The 14,678-nt window shown below is 71.7% G+C and carries 11 protein-coding genes; 9 read left to right on the top strand and 2 right to left on the bottom strand.

The window, feature by feature from the left end; translation table 11 throughout:
- The first annotated feature begins 45 nt into the window (after positions 1 to 45).
- The 9 genes from FHS29_RS26920 (at position 46) to FHS29_RS26960 (ending at position 13,372) form a co-directional block, all read left to right on the top strand.
- A complete protein-coding gene (locus tag FHS29_RS26920) occupies positions 46 to 1,962 on the top strand; it encodes a DUF6541 family protein (protein ID WP_184695224.1) in 1,917 nt (638 codons plus the stop codon).
- 132 nt (positions 1,963 to 2,094) lie between these two features.
- Positions 2,095 to 4,107 (top strand): DUF6541 family protein, encoded by a 2,013-nt coding sequence (locus tag FHS29_RS26925; protein WP_184695226.1) that lies wholly within the window; start codon positions 2,095 to 2,097, stop codon positions 4,105 to 4,107.
- 170 nt (positions 4,108 to 4,277) lie between these two features.
- Entirely contained in the window at positions 4,278 to 6,305 is a 2,028-nt protein-coding gene (locus FHS29_RS26930) for a DUF6541 family protein (RefSeq protein WP_184695228.1), read from the top strand.
- Positions 6,306 to 6,382: 77 nt separating this feature from the next.
- Entirely contained in the window at positions 6,383 to 7,390 is a 1,008-nt protein-coding gene (locus FHS29_RS26935; protein ID WP_184695230.1) for a glycosyltransferase family 2 protein, read from the top strand.
- 67 nt (positions 7,391 to 7,457) lie between these two features.
- Positions 7,458 to 8,720, top strand: coding sequence for a polysaccharide biosynthesis protein (locus FHS29_RS26940; RefSeq protein WP_184695232.1), 1,263 nt, complete (start codon positions 7,458 to 7,460; stop codon positions 8,718 to 8,720).
- Between the two features lie 48 nt (positions 8,721 to 8,768).
- Positions 8,769 to 9,470, top strand: a complete 702-nt coding sequence (locus FHS29_RS26945) for a glycosyltransferase family 2 protein (RefSeq protein ID WP_184695522.1) — start codon at positions 8,769 to 8,771, stop codon at positions 9,468 to 9,470.
- 13 nt (positions 9,471 to 9,483) lie between these two features.
- On the top strand, positions 9,484 to 9,876 hold the full coding sequence (locus FHS29_RS26950) for a DUF2304 domain-containing protein (RefSeq protein WP_184695234.1): 393 nt from the start codon (positions 9,484 to 9,486) through the stop codon (positions 9,874 to 9,876).
- Between the two features lie 268 nt (positions 9,877 to 10,144).
- The gene (glf, locus tag FHS29_RS26955; RefSeq protein WP_184695237.1) at positions 10,145 to 11,329 is read left to right on the top strand and encodes a UDP-galactopyranose mutase; all 1,185 of its coding nucleotides are present in this window, start codon (positions 10,145 to 10,147) and stop codon (positions 11,327 to 11,329) included.
- Positions 11,330 to 11,476: 147 nt separating this feature from the next.
- On the top strand, positions 11,477 to 13,372 hold the full coding sequence (locus FHS29_RS26960; RefSeq protein ID WP_184695239.1) for a glycosyltransferase: 1,896 nt from the start codon (positions 11,477 to 11,479) through the stop codon (positions 13,370 to 13,372).
- Positions 13,373 to 13,492: 120 nt separating this feature from the next.
- Here the strand turns inward: FHS29_RS26960 and FHS29_RS26965 are convergent, their stop codons facing one another.
- Both FHS29_RS26965 and glfT1 read right to left on the bottom strand, forming a co-directional pair.
- Positions 13,493 to 13,705: a hypothetical protein gene (locus FHS29_RS26965; protein WP_184695242.1), complete on the bottom strand. Its 213-nt coding sequence runs from the start codon at positions 13,703 to 13,705 to the stop codon at positions 13,493 to 13,495.
- Between the two features lie 75 nt (positions 13,706 to 13,780).
- Positions 13,781 to 14,677, bottom strand: a complete 897-nt coding sequence (glfT1, locus tag FHS29_RS26970; protein ID WP_184695244.1) for a galactofuranosyltransferase GlfT1 — start codon at positions 14,675 to 14,677, stop codon at positions 13,781 to 13,783.
- Between the last annotated feature and the right edge of the window lies 1 nt (position 14,678).

Consider the following 14,678-nt stretch of genomic DNA (forward strand, 5'->3'; position numbering starts at 1 on the left):
GAGCCGTTCCGAGGCGAACGGACAGAAAGCACAGGGAAACGGAAGATGATCGCCCTGGTCGTCCTGGCCTACTGGGTGCCCGGACTCGCACTGGGACTCGCGTTGCGGCTTCGTGGGTGGACCCTCGCCGCCATCGCCCCCGCGTTGACGTTCGGCATGGTGTCCCTGGCCGTGGTCGTGCTGCCACGCGTCGGGATCACCTGGAACGTCCTCACCGCCCTGCTCTGGGCGGCCTTCCTGGTCGCCCTGGCGGCGGTGGCGGTGTGGCTGGTCGGCCGCCGGGCGCCCGAGCCGGTGCCCGACGAGCGGGTCGGGAAGCCGAGCCGGCGCGACCACCTGGTCGTGGGCGTCGGCGTGGCGCTGGGCATGGCGTGGGGCCTGTTCACGTACCTGCGCGGCGTCCGGACCGTGACGGCGGTCAGCCAGGACTGGGACGCGCCGTACCACGGCAGCGCCGTCCGCTGGATCGCCGAGCACGGCAACCTGTCGCCCGCCGACCTGGCCGTGCTGGCGAACACACCGGGCAAGGCCGGCTACTTCTACCCGAACACGTACCACTCGCTGCTGGCCCCGGTGTTCGACACCGGCGCGCTGGACATGGCGGTGCTGCTGAACTTCGGCACGATGATGGTGCTGCTGATGTGGCCCCTGGGCATCGCGGCGTTCGGTCTGGCGTGGCGGCTGCCGCCGGTGGCGGTGGCGGTGGCGGCGCTGGTGTCGACGTGGTTCGGCGCGTTCCCGTACGACCTGATGTGGCGCGGTCCGCTGTGGCCGTTCGTGGCGGCGGTGGCCCTCGTGCCCGCGACGCTGGCACTGCTGCGGCCGTTGCTGGACGGCGAACGCGGCATCGGCGCACCGGTCGCGATCGCGGTGGCGCTGGCCGGGCTCGTCGGCCTGCACACCAGCCTGGCGTTCGTGATCGCCATCTACGGCGTGGTGCTGGCGCTGGCGCTGCTGTTGCGGCTGGAGAAGACGGACTGGGCGAGGTCCTGGAAGCCGATCGTCCTCACCGCCGTGGTGAGCGTCCTGTTCGTGGTGCCGGTCGTGCTGCCCGCCCTGGTGAACGTCGGCGGCATCACCGGGGCGGCGTGGCCGACGCTGGGCACGGCGGTCGGGACGGCCCGTCAGGCCGCGCTGTTCTCGGCGTCCGACGTGCCGTACTGGTGGACCGGTGTCGCGGCGCTCCTCGGCACGCTGCTCCTGCTGTGGCACCGCCGGGTGCTGTGGGTGGTCGGCGCGTACGCGGTGTTCGCCGCCATGTTCGTCTCGGCGGCCTCCCACATGCTGCCGTTCCTGTCCGTGCTGACCGGGCCGTTCTACAACGACGCCTGGCGCATCGCCGCCCTGTTCCCGTTGTTGGGCGCGCTCGCGATCGGCGAGTTGGCGAACACCGTCGGCACCCGGGTCGCCGCGTTCGTCGGGCCCCGGCTCGACCGTCCGTGGGCGCCGGTCGCGCTGCCGGTCGCCGGTGCGCTCGCGGTGGTGGTCGTGCTGGGTGTGGCCAGCGGCGGCTACCTCGGGTCGAACACCCGCCGGCTGGCCTGGCACATGGGCGACAGCCCCGTGGTGAGCAAGGCCGAGGTCGAGGCCTACCACTGGCTCGGTGAACGGGTGCGCCCCGGCGAGGTCGTGGCGAACGACGTGCGCGACGGCGCGGTCTGGATGTACCCGCTGGCCGGCGTGACGCCGATGAACTGGAACTACTACGGCCCGCCGGAGAAGAGCGACGCGTGGTGGCTGGAGGACAACTTCAACCGCCTGGACACCGATCCGAAGGTGCGCGAACTGGTCGACCGGATCAACATCCGGTACGCGATCGTGGGCGAGGGCATGGTGCAGCGCAAGGGTGAGCGCCCGCCGGGTATGCGCGACCTGGACTCGGTGAAGCACCTGCGCAGGGTGTTCCAGAACGCCGACGCGGTGGTCTACGAGGTGCTGCCGGAAGGCTCCACCAGCCCCTGACGGCGGGGCCCGGCCACCGCGATTCCTGGCCCCTTGTGGCGGGCGGTCATCGGCGCGAGCATCGCATCCGCCGATGACCGCCCACGTCGCCGAGGAATCGATGCCGGACCACTCGCACGTCCTGGTGACCGGGTGATCGCCCGCGATCTCGCAGCGCTGCTGGTGGCGCTGCTGACGGTCGTCCTACCCGGTTCGGCCCTGCTGCTCGCCCTCGGCGTCCGCCGTCCGGTGTGGCTGGTCGGCCTGTCGCCGGCGGCTTCGGTGGGCGTGGCGACGCTGACCGCCGTCGCCTGCGCGCCGTTCGGCCTGGCGTACGGGCCGCTGCCGCTGGGCGTCGTGACCGCCGCGCTGGCGGCGGCCGCGGTGCCGCGATTACGCCGCGCGCGGGACTCGCCGGCCCACCGGGCTCCCGCGCCGTGGCGAACCGGGCGGGTCGCAGGTCTCCTGCTCGTCCTCGGCGGGATGGCGATGAGCGGGTACACGTGGTGGTCGGGCCTGCGCACGCTCTCCACCGTCGGCCAAGAGCACGACATGATCACCCACCACATGGTCACGGCCTACATCGAGCGCACCGGCCGCGGAGCGCCGTGGCAGCTGATGCCCACCGACGTCCTGACCGACTCGGGCGTCGCGTTCTACCCGGCCGGCCTGCACCTGCTGATGGCCCCGGTCTCCGGCCTGCTCGGCGACACCGTGGTCGGCATGAACGCCGTGACGGTCGTCGTGCTGGGTTTCGGCTGGGCCGCCGCGATCGCCGCCCTGGCCCACGTCGCCGCCCGCCGCGCCCGCCTCAACGCCTCGGCCGCCATGCTCGCGGCCGGCATCGCCGCCGTGGTGGCCGTCGGCCTCTACCGCCCGGTGTTCTCGCTGATCCACGAGGGCGGCATCCTGCCCAACGCGGCCACGCTCGTGCTGACCCCCGGTGTGCTGGCCGCTCTGCTGACGCTGCAACGGAGTTGGGCCGCGGCGGTGGGCGCGGGCCTCGGCGCGATGGGCGCTCTGGCGATCCACCCCAGCGCGCTCGCGTCCATCGGGGTGAGCCTGCTCGGCTGGTGGGTCGGCGACGCCCTCACCAAGGGCGGTCCACGGCGGATCGTCGTCGCGCTGCCCCGATTAGCCGTCGCCGGCGCGGTGGCCGTGGTCGCGGGTCTGCCGGTGCTGGCACAGGTCTTCGGAGTGGCGGGCGGAGCGCCCAACGCGGGCGCGGACGTCGGCCCCGCGCTGTTCGGCCCGGCGTTGGGCAACGCGCTCGCGCTCGTCTACAGCGGCTACATCCAGGGCAACCAGGGCAACGCGCAACTCGCGGCGGCTGCCCTGACGCTGCTCGGCGTCGTCGTGGTGCCGGCGACCCGGCGCGGTCTGGGCGTGCTCGCCGCGTGGACCACCTGGCTGCTGGTCGAGGTGGCGTTCCTGACCAGTCCGGCACGCGGCCTGGACGCGGTGGTCACCGGGTTCTTCTACCACGCCCACCTGCGAGTCTGGTCGCACCTCTCGTTGTTCGCGCCGGTCCTCGCGGGCCTCGGCGTGGTGCTGGCGGCGTCGGGTGTGGTGCTGTGGTCCGCGCACGTCGCCCCGGTGGTCCGCCCGTGGGCGCGGTGGGGCGCGGTCGCCCTGGCCACGGTGGTGGGCGCGGGCTACCTGTTGTGGCCGGCGCTGAGCTACGCGCGGGTGGAGACCCGGTACCTGGCGAGCCGGTACGGGCAGCCGGACTTCGTGCGGGTCGACGCCGACGACGAGAAGGCGATCGACTGGCTGGCGGGCCGGGTGCGGCCGGGGGAGCGGGTGCTGAACTCGGCCAACGACGGCTCCACGTTCCTGTACGTGAAGAAGGGCGTCCCGATCGTCAACACCAGTTCGCTGGGCAACGTGAAATCGCCGCACACCTACCGCTTGCTGCGGGACTTCAACCGCTACCCCTCGGACCCCGAGGTGCGCAGGATGCTGCGCGAGCTGAACGTCCGCTGGGTCTACGTGGACACCAGGGCGCCCACGATCGGCGCGGGCTCGTCACCGGAGAACTGGGTGGGCGGCTTCGTGTTCTCCACCGCTGCCGGGCTGCGCGGCCTGGACGGCCTGCCCGGCCTCAGCCTCGGGTTCCGCGCGGGCAGCGTGTCGGTGTACGAGTTGGACCCCGGTTCCACCTGATCGTACGAGTCGGATCCCCGGTACCCACCTGATCCGCGAGTCGTGCACACATCTGGAAAAGGCGGCCGATTCCGGTCGGGATAGCATCACGGCTGCTATCCCGACTCGACTTTGCCGAGGGACTGGATGAACCCCACTGCGATCTCCCGGGCGATCTCCCGGGCGAGCTCTTGATCAGCCGCGACGCGATCGCCATCGCGGTGGCGCTGCTGGTGGTCGTCCTGCCCGGTGCGGCACTGCTGTTCGCGTTCCGGGTGCGGGTCGGGCCCTGGTTCGTCGGGTTGTCGGCCGCCGCATCGGTGGGCGTGGCGACGCTGACCGCGATGGCGTGCGCGGTCGTGGGGCTGCGCTACGGCCCGGTGACGCTCGGCGTGGTGACCGGTGTCCTGCTGGCCGTGGGCGCGTTCCGGTGGTTCCGGGGCCGGGGTGAGCGGCACCGCCGGACGCCGGTGGCGTGGCGGGCCGGGCAGCTGCTGGGCGCGTTATTGACGATCGGCGCCATGGTGCTGGCGGGCATCGCCTGGTGGGGCGGCCTGGACACGCTGTCGACCGTCGGCCAGGAGCACGACCTGATCGTGCACCACATGCTGACCGCCTACATCCAGCGCAGCGGCAACGGCGCACCGTGGCAGGTGCTGCCGGCCGACGTGCTCACCGGCAGCGGAGTGGCGTTCTACCCGGCCGGCGTGCACCTGCTCGCCGGGGTCACCGGCGCGGTCATCGGCGACACCGTGGTGGCGCTGAACGCCGTCACGATCGTCGTCCTCGGCTTCGGCTGGGCGGCCTCGCTCGCCGCACTGGCCTACGTCGCCGCCCGCCGGGGCGGCCTGGGCACGTCGTCGGCGACGCTCGCGGGCGGGGTGGCCGCGCTGGTCGGCGCGGGCCTCTACCGGCCGGTCTTCTCGCTGATGCACGAGGGCGGCATCCTCGCCAACGCCTCCGCGATGGTGCTGGTGCCCGGTGTGCTGGCGGCCCTGCTCAGCGTGCCCCGCAAGGGCTGGAGCGCGGTCGTGCCGCTCGCCATCGGTTGTCTGGGCATCCTCGCGGTGCACCCCACCTCACTGGCGTCGGTCGGGGTGAGCCTGGTCGCGTGGCTGATCGGTGACGCGCTGGTCCGCGGCGGGTGGCGGCGCGTCCTGGGCGAGCTGCCGAAGCTCGCCGCGGCGGGCGGGCTCGCGGTCGTCATCGGGCTGCCGCTGCTGCTCCAGATCCTCGGCGTCGGCGGCGGTGCGGTGGACCGGTTCGGCGCGGACATCGCGCCGCAGCCGTTCAGCCAGGTCGTGGGCAACGCGCTGGGCCTGGTGTACTCCGGCTGGGTGCCGGACAGCGCCGGCTACCCGCAGTTCGCCGCGGTGCTGATGACCCTGCTCGGCGTGGTCGCGGTGCTGATGACGCGGCGCGGCATGGGCGCGCTGACGGCGTGGTTCGCCTGGCTGTCGATCGAGATCGCGTTCGCGACCAGCCCGACGTCCGGGCCGGAGACCCCGCTGGCCGGCCTGTTCTACAACGCCCACCTGCGGATCTGGTCGCACCTGTCGCTGTTCGTGCCGGTGCTGGCCGGTCTCGGCGTGGCCATCACGGCGTCCGGCGTGGCGCTGTGGCTGGCCAGGGTGGCGCCGGCGACCCGGTCCCGGGTCCGCTGGGTGTCCCTGGCGCTGGCGTTCCTCGCGGGCGCGGGGTACCTGTTCGGGCCGGGTGTGAAGTACGCCGAGGTGGGGGCCGAGTACCTGACCACCCGGTACTCGAAGTCGCACTTCAGCCGGGTCGGGCCGGACGACGAGGCGGCCATCGCGTGGCTCGCGGACCGGGTGCGGCCGGGAGAGCGGGTGCTCAACTCGGCCAACGACGGCTCCACGTTCCTGTACGTGGAGAAGGGCATCCCGATCGTCAACGCCATGTCGCTGGGCAGTGAGCGCGCGCCGTACACGTACGAGCTGTTGAAGCGCTTCAACCGGTACCCGGAGGACGCGGAGGTCCGCAAGATGCTGCGCGACCTCAACGTGCGCTGGCTGTACGTGGACGTCATCGCGCCCGGCATCGGTTCCGGGATCTCGCCCAACGACTGGGTGGGGCAGCCCAACTACGCCCTGGCGCCCGGCTTCGCCGACCTGGACGGCCTGCCCGGCCTGAGCCTGGGCTTCCGGTCCGGCACGGTGTCGGTGTACGAACTGGACCCGGACGCGGCCAAGGCCCCCTGACCGCCCCTCCCCGGGGAATCCGGCCAGGGAATCCGGGCCGGGAATCCGGGCCCGCGGGCCGCTGGATACTGTGAGGCGTGACGAGCCGGAGCGATGTCCCCAGCCTCAGCGTTGTCATCCCGGTGTTCAACGAACCCGACTGGATCGGGCGTTCGGTCGGCGCGCTGCGCGCCGCGCTGGAGAACGCGCGGTGGGATGCCGAGATCGTGGTCGTGGACGACGGCAGCACCGACGACACCCCGGCGCGGCTCGCCGAGCTGCCCGGCGTGACGGTGGTGACGCAGCCGAACGGCGGCCGGTTCGCGGCGCGGCTGGCGGGCATCACCAAGGCCTCCGGCGAACTGGTGCTGATGCTGGACAGCCGGGTCGTCCTGGAGCCCGGTTCGCTGGTGTTCCTGCGCGACCAGCTGGTCGAGCACCCCGAGCGCACGGTGTGGAACGGGCACATCAACACCGACAACACCGGCAACCCGTACGGCGCGTTCATGCAGGGGCTGGTGGCGGTGGGGTGGCGGCGGTACGTGGCGAACCCGCGCCTGACGTCGTTCACCGCCGAGGACTTCGACGCGTTCCCCAAGGGCACCGGGCTGTTCCTCGCGCCGCGCGAGCTGCTGGAGGAGGCCGCCGGGTCGTTCTCCTCGCTCTACGACGACGTGCGGCTGGCCAGCGACGACACCCGGATGCTGCGCTGGATCGCCGAGCAGGGGCCGATCTTCATCGCGCCCGGCTTCGCCGCCGAGTACAACAGCCGCGACTCGCTGCCGAAGTTCGTCAAGCACGCCTACTTCCGGGGCAGCACGTTCGTCGACGGGTACCTGGACTCGCCGGGGCCGGTGCGCAACGCGGCGTTCGCGGCCGGCGGTGTCGGCGTCGCCGGGACGATCCTGCTGCTGCGCAAGCCGAAGGCCGCGCTGGCGCTGGCCGCCGCCGGTTCGGTGGCGGCCGGTTCGGTGGTGCGCAAGAGCGGCGGGTCGAAGGACCAGTCGCTGGCCGTGGTGAAGCTGCTGACGCTGTTCGCCGCGTGCTTCGGCGCGGGCGTGCTGCGCGGTCTGGCGCTGGCGGTGCGAAAGCGGCTGGGCAGGTGAGCGGGCGCGTGCGCCGGCGGGTGGGTGACCGGGTGCCCGGGCACGTGGGCGGACGAGCGGGCGGGCGATGAGCGCCGCGCCGGTGGCGGGCCGGTCCCTGGGCACGGTCGGCATCGCGACGCTGGTCGCGGCCGGCCTGGGGTACCCGCTGCTGATCGTCACCGCGCGGGTGCTGTCGCCGGCCGACGCCGAGGTCTTCCTGACGTTCTGGGGCCTGGTGTTCGGGGCGGGGTCGGCGATGGCCCCGATCGAGCAGGAGGTGTCCCGGCAGGCGGCGCTGGCCGACGTGGCGGGCCGGCGGACCGGGTTCGGCGCGGTGCAGGTCGTGGCGGTGTGCGCGGTCGGCGTGGTGCTGCTGGGCCTGGTCGTGATGCTGCCGCCGGTCGGTTCGCGGCTGTTCGGGTCCGGCGGGGCGATCGCGGCGGTGGCCGCCGCCGGCGCCATCGGGTTCGCGTTCCAGTTCGGGCTGCGCGGGCTGTTGATGGGGCACCACCGGGTCAAGCCGTACAGCGGGCTGGTGGTGGCCGAGGCGCTGGTGCGGGCCGTGCTGCTGGGCGGGTTCGTGCTGGCCGGGCTGAACGGGCTGGTGCCGCTGACCGTCGCGGTGGCGGCCGGGTCGTTCGCCTGGCTGGTGTTCGCCTGGCGCGGCCGGTCGCTGCTGGACCTGCGGTCGGGTCGCGAGCCGTGGGGCGTGATCGCCCGGCGGATGTTCGTCCTGGTGCTCAGCGCGGGGCTCACCGCCAGCGTGCTCACCGGCTACCCGGCGATCGTGAAGCTGTTCAAGGCTCCCACCGACGGCGACACGTTGTCGGCGCTGTTCCTCACGCTGACGGTGGCCAGGCTGCCGTTGCTGCTGCTGTCCCCGGTGCAGGCGATGGCCGTGCCGGCGGTGGTGCGGCTGTCCGCGGACGCGGACGGGCGGCGCAGGCTGCGGGCGCTGCTGGCCAAGGGCGCGGCCGTGGCGGTCGGGGTGGCGGCGGTGGGTGCGGCGCTGGGCGCGTTGCTCGGGCCGTGGGCGGTGCGGCTGATCTTCGGGTCGAAGTACTCGGTCGGGTCGTGGGCGGTCGCCGGACTGGTGTGGTCGTCCATCGTGCTGGGCGCGGTGATGCTGCTCGCGGCGGTGCTGGTGGCGCGCAAGCAGGGCAACGCGGTGCTGCTGCTGTGGGCCTTGGTGGCCGCGCTGAGCGTGCTGGTGCTGTGGCTCTCGCCGGGGGAGATCACCGTCCGGGCGGTGCTCGGACTGGTGGTCGCGCCGACCGCGGGACTCGCCGTCGGGGCGTGGCTGGTGCTTCGGGAACGCGCCGGAGGCGTCGTCGAACCGAGTCGTTAGGCTGCCCCCGTGTCTGACTCGGTCGACCTGCGTCGAGTGCTGGTCGTTATGCCGGCGCTGAACGAAGAACACAACATCGACAAGATCGTCGCCGAGGTGATGGCCGAACTGCCCGACGTGGGCGTCCTGGTGGTGGACGACGGGTCCACCGACCGGACCGCCCAGCGGGCGCGGGAGTGCGGCGCGCACGTCGCGCGCCTGGCCGTGAACCTCGGTGTCGGCGGCGCCATGCGCACCGGCTTCCGCTACGCGGTGCGGCACGGGTACCAGGTCGTCGTGCAGGTCGACGCCGACGGCCAGCACAACCCGGCCGAGGTGCCGGAGCTGCTGCGCGAACTCGGGGACGCCGACCTGGTCATCGGCGCGCGGTTCGCGGGCAAGGGCGAGTACAAGGCGCGCGGCCCGCGGCGGTGGGCGATGAAGGTGTTCTCCGTGGTGCTGTCCTGGCTGTCCGGCCAGAAGCTGACGGACGTGACCTCGGGCTTCAAGGCCGCCGGACCGCGCGCGGTGGCGCTGTTCGCCCGGCACTACCCGGCGGAGTACCTCGGCGACACCCTGGAGTCCCTGGTGATGGCCGTCCGCGCGGGCCTGAAGGTCCGGCAGGTGCCGGTGGCCATGCGGATGCGCATGGCGGGCACGCCGAGCACGTCGCCCGTGAAGTCCGCCGTCTACCTGCTGCGCGCGTCCATGGCGCTGCTGCTGGCCCTGATGCGCCGCAAGCCCGCACAGGGCTTCCACGAAGCCGCCTAGGAGGTCGGCCACCATGCCCGAGTGGCGGTTGTTGAGCATCGTGCTCGCCGTGTTGGTGCTGGTCATCGTCGTAGAGATGATGCGGCGGCGCAAGTTGCGGGAGAAGTACGCCGCCATGTGGCTGTTCGTCGGCCTCGGCGTGGTGCTGCTCGGCGCGGTGCCCGGACTGCCGTCGTGGCTGGCCGGGCTGACCGGTGTGCAGCTGGCGGCGAACTTCCTGTTCGCGGTCGCGGCCGTGGTGCTGCTGTTCGTCGTGCTGCAGCTGAGCAGCGAGGTCGGGCACCTGGAGGAAGAGGTGCGCACGACCGTGGAGGAGATCGCCCTGCTGCGGTGCGAGCTGGAAGACGCGCGGCACGAGCTGGACAAACGACTCGCGGCGGCCGAGGACCGGCTCCAGAGGTCGTAGTCGCCGTCCTCGACGCCCGCGACGACGCCCACACATCCGGCGCGGGGTTGCGGCGATCCGGACGTGCCCAGGCCGTTCCCCGGTCCGCCGGAGGCCGGGGTCGACATGCCGCGAGAGCTGGTCCGGCGCTGCCGGGACGTGTTCGACGCCGCGCTCCCCGAACCGGCCGGATCGGGGAAACCACAGCTCCGACCGACAACCCGGAACCGTCCGCGCCGGTGTGGGGTGGGAACTGTCACGGCGGGTCACTGCCGTACTCTCAAGCGCCGTGAGCTTCGCAGGATATGACCTGATCGTGGTCGGTTCCGGCTTCTACGGCCTGACCGTCGCCGAGCGTGCCGCCAGCCAGTCGGACAAGCGCGTGCTGGTGCTCGAACGCCGTGAGCACATCGGCGGCAACGCCTATTCCGAGGCCGAACCGGAGACCGGGATCGAGGTGCACCGGTACGGCGCGCACCTCTTCCACACCTCGAACAAGCGGGTCTGGGACTACGTCAACCAGTTCACCGAGTTCACCGGCTACCAGCACCGCGTGTTCGCCATGCACGCCGGCACCGCGTACCAGTTCCCGATGGGCCTGGGGCTCATCACCCAGTTCGTCGGCCGCTACCTCACCCCCGACGAAGCGCGCGCCTGGGTGGCCGAGCACGCCGCCGAGATCGACGCCAAGGACGCGAAGAACCTGGAGGAGAAGGCCATCTCGCTGATCGGCCGCCCCCTCTACGAGGCGTTCGTCCGGGACTACACCGCCAAGCAGTGGCAGACCGACCCCAAGGAGCTGCCGGCCGCGGTCATCAGCCGGCTGCCGGTCCGCTACACGTTCGACAACCGGTACTTCAACGACACGTACGAGGGCCTGCCCAAGGACGGCTACACGGCGTGGCTGGAGAAGATGGCCGACCACCCGAACATCGAGGTCCGGCTGGACACCGACTACTTCGACGTCAAGGACGAGATCCCGGAGGGCACGCCGGTCGTCTACACCGGCCCGGTGGACCGGTACTTCGACTACTCCGAGGGCTGGCTGGGCTGGCGCACGCTGGACTTCGAGCGCGAGGTCCTGCCGACCGGCGACTTCCAGGGCACCTCGGTGATGAACTACAACGACGCGGACGTGCCCTACACCCGCATCCACGAGTTCCGGCACTTCCACCCGGAGCGCGACTACCCGACCGACAAGACGGTCATCGTCCGCGAGTTCTCCCGTGCCGCGGAGAAGGACGACGAGCCGTACTACCCGATCAACACGGCCGAGGACCGCGCCAAGCTGGAGCGCTACCGCGAGCTGGCCAAGCAGGAGGCGGCGGAGCGCAACGTGCTGTTCGGCGGGCGCCTGGGCACCTACAAGTACCTGGACATGCACATGGCGATCGGGTCGGCGCTCACCGCGTTCGACAACAAGATCGCCCCGCACCTGACCGACGGCACCCCGCTCGACGGCAACCTGGACTGACCCCGCGCGGCCGGCACCGCGTCGCCTGACGGGGGACGCGGTATGGTCGCTGGTACCACCTTCAAGGCCCTGGCGGAGCCACCTCGGACGCGGTGGCCGCCGACACCCGATTTCGAACCGCTCCGCTGGTTCGCCGGAGGAAAGCACGTGACCGAGCACAGCTCCAGTGGCGGCATCGACCCGAGCAAGGTGCTCCAGCGGGTGATCCTGCCCCGCGACGAGGACCCGCTGGACGTCCGCCCGCTGTACCTCGACGAGCCGGACAACGTGCACTCGCACGTGTCGTCCCGCCGTTCGGTGACCGTACCGGCGTCGGCGAAGGTGTCGTTCGCCTCCTACTTCAACGCGTTCCCGGCCTCCTACTGGAAGCGGTGGACGGTCGTGGAGGAGGTCGTGCTGCGGCTGCGGGTGCGCGGCGCCGGCCGGCTGGACGTGTACCGCTCGAAGCCCAACGGCGACCCGATCCACCTGGACGGCCGGCCGATCCGGGCGGCGGAGGACTGGACGGACGTCGAGTTCCGGGTGAGCCTGAAGCCGTTCGAGGACGGCGGCTGGATCTGGTTCGACGTGTTCACCGACGACCACACGATGGAGATCGGCGAGGCCGCCTGGACCACCGACCAGGTGATCGCGCCGCAGAAGGTCGCCATCGGCATGACCACCATGCGCCCGGTCGACGCGGTGATCGCGCTGCGCGCGCTGGGCGAGGACCCGGTCGTGCTGGACGTGGTGCAGAAGGTGTTCGTCGCGGACCAGGGCGCGGTCAAGGTCCGGGACACCGAGGGCTACGCCGAGGCGGTCCGGCTGCTCGGCGACAAGCTGGAAGTGATCGAGCAGGACAACCTGGGCGGCTCCGGCGGCTTCACCCGCGGCCTGTACGAGGCGATCGAGCACACCGACGTCGACCAGATCATGCTGATGGACGACGACATCCGGTTGGAGCCGGACGCGGTGCTGCGCTCCAACGCGTTCGCCCGCGCGGCGGCGCAGCCGGTCATCGTCGGCAGCCACATGCTCAACCTCCAGGCCCGCGCCCGGCTGCACAGCATGGGCGAGGTCGTGGACCTGGCCTCTGGCTACTGGCGGGCCGCGCCGGGCGCGGTCACCGACCACGACTTCGGCGAGGAGTCGCTGCGCGAGACCGAGGAACTGCACCTGCGCATCAACTCCACCTACAACGGCTGGTGGATGTGCCTGTTCCCGCGCGAGGTGGTGCAGCGCACCGGCTACCCGCTGCCGCTGTTCATCAAGTGGGACGACGCCGAGTACTCGCTGCGCGCCCTGGAGAACGGCTACCCCACGGTGTCGCTGCCCGGCTCGGCGGTGTGGCACATGCCGTGGACGGACAAGAACGACGCCACCGACTGGCAGGCCTACTTCCACACCCGCAACCGGCTGGTGCTGGCGGCCCTGCACAGCCCGTACGACATTCGCTCGACGCTGCTCAAGCAGGGCCTGAAGCTGTCGCTGCGGCACCTGCTGTCGATGGAGTACTCCACGGTGGCCGTGCAGCAGAAGGCCATCGAGGACTTCCTCGCGGGCCCGTCCAAGCTGTTCGAGTCGCTGCGCACGGCGCTGCCGGAGATCCAGGCGCTGCGCAAGACCTACTCGGATGCCCAGGTGCTGCCGTCGGCCCGCGAGTTCCCGCCGCCGACGTTCGACATGGTGCGCGCCGAGTCGATGCTGAAGCCGCCGACGAACCCGGCGACGATCGCGGCGGAGGCGGCGAAGGCGCTGGTGCACAACCTGCGCGCGCCGGAGGAGTCCACCACGCGCCGGCCGCAGATCAACGTGCCCGCCACGAACGCGCGCTGGTTCCTGCTGGGCAACCTGGACTCGGCGACCGTCTCGAACGCGGACGGCAGCGGGGTGGCGTTCCGCAAGCGCGACCCGAAGGAGTTCAAGCAGCTCATGGCACGGGCGGTGCGCAACTACCGCCGGCTGGGCCAGGAGTGGCCGCGGCTGAAGAAGGTCTACCGGGACGCGCTGCCCGAGCTGACCTCGGTGGAGGCGTGGCGCAAGGTCTTCGAGAACTCTGTCTGATTGACCTGCCTTCGGCAGGTCGGCGAAGTCGCCTGGAAGTCGGTGGTTCGAGGCTCATTTCCGCGATCGGAGAGCGTGATCGCGGAAATGAGCCTCGAACCACCGACGCGACTTCGCCCACTATTCGAAGTGCGCGGCCACGACGTGCGCGAAGTTCACCACGAACTCCTTGCCGTCGGCGGTGCGGATCGACTGGGTGTGGCCGTTGCGGACCACCTGGACCAGGCGTTGCCCGAGGTCCTCCACGACTTCCCGGTCGACCCGGACCGAAATCGGGTTCGGATTCGCGGCGAGGTGCAGGACGAGGCTGTTCTTACGCGCTTCAGAAGACATGCGCCCAGCCAACCGCCAACGGGTTGACCAGGCAAGACGGGTTCGCCGGCAGCGATTACGCGCACAGCGGACAGGTCACTTGCGGAAGAACTTCTCCCGCTGCCCCTGCCGCACCAGCTTGACCCATTCCACGAATGCCTTCGGGTCCTTGCGCACCGCGATGAAGTACAGGCCGAACCGGAAGAACTCCAGCAGCCCCAGCTTGCGCATCCCCGGCTGGGACAGCAGGTAGCCCCGGTTGCGGTAGGTGTAGTACCGCTTGACCGGGTTCTCCGGGTCCTGCGCGTGGAACCGGCCGCCGAGCATCGGCTTGAACTCGTCCGAGCCGTCCGGGTGCAGGTAGGCGACCTTCAGCGAGGTGCCGAACGGCAACCCGGTGCGCACCAGCCGGCGGTGGATCTCCACCTCGTCGCCCCGGAAGAACAGCCGGTAGTCCGGCACGCCGATCACGTCCACCGTGGACGCCCGGAACAGCGCCCCGTTGAACAGCGACGCGATGCCCGGCAGGAAGTCCGCGCCCAGGTCGGACGTGCGGCGCTTCCAGGTCAGGCCCCGGCGCAGCGGGAACGCCAGCTTCTCCGGCTGCTCGATGTTGGACACCACCGGCGAGATGGCGGCCAGCTTCCGCCGCTCCGCCTCGGCCAGCAGCACCTCCAGCACGGTCTCGTCGGCCGGCCGCCCGTCGTCGTCGGCCAGCCACAGCCAGTCCGCGCCCAGCGACAGGGCGTGCAGCATCCCCAGCGCGAACCCGCCCGCGCCGCCGAGGTTGCGGTGCGAGGCCAGGTACGTCGTGGGGATCGGGCACTGCTCGACGAGGTCGTCCACGGGCTGGTCCGGGCCGTTGTCCACGACCACCAGGTGGTCCAGCGCCCTGGTCTGCGAGGCCAGCACCTTCAGCGACTGGGCCAGCAGCTCGCGCCGGTGGCGGGTCACCACGACCCCCACCACGGACCCCTTCGGCAACGCGTCCACG

This window comes from Saccharothrix tamanrassetensis (genome assembly GCF_014203665.1).
Taxonomy (GTDB): Bacteria; Actinomycetota; Actinomycetes; order Mycobacteriales; family Pseudonocardiaceae; genus Actinosynnema; species Actinosynnema tamanrassetense.

Bases quoted from the DNA above. Each gene is read 5' to 3' on its own strand.
- FHS29_RS26920 (WP_184695224.1), top strand. From the start codon at position 46: ATGATCGCCCTGGTCGTCCTGGCCTACTGGGTGCCCGGACTCGCACTG.
- FHS29_RS26945 (WP_184695522.1), top strand. From the start codon at position 8,769: ATGCCGGCGCTGAACGAAGAACACAACATCGACAAGATCGTCGCCGAG.
- FHS29_RS26940 (WP_184695232.1), top strand. From the start codon at position 7,458: ATGAGCGCCGCGCCGGTGGCGGGCCGGTCCCTGGGCACGGTCGGCATC.
- FHS29_RS26965 (WP_184695242.1), bottom strand. From the start codon at position 13,705: ATGTCTTCTGAAGCGCGTAAGAACAGCCTCGTCCTGCACCTCGCCGCG.
- FHS29_RS26950 (WP_184695234.1), top strand. From the start codon at position 9,484: ATGCCCGAGTGGCGGTTGTTGAGCATCGTGCTCGCCGTGTTGGTGCTG.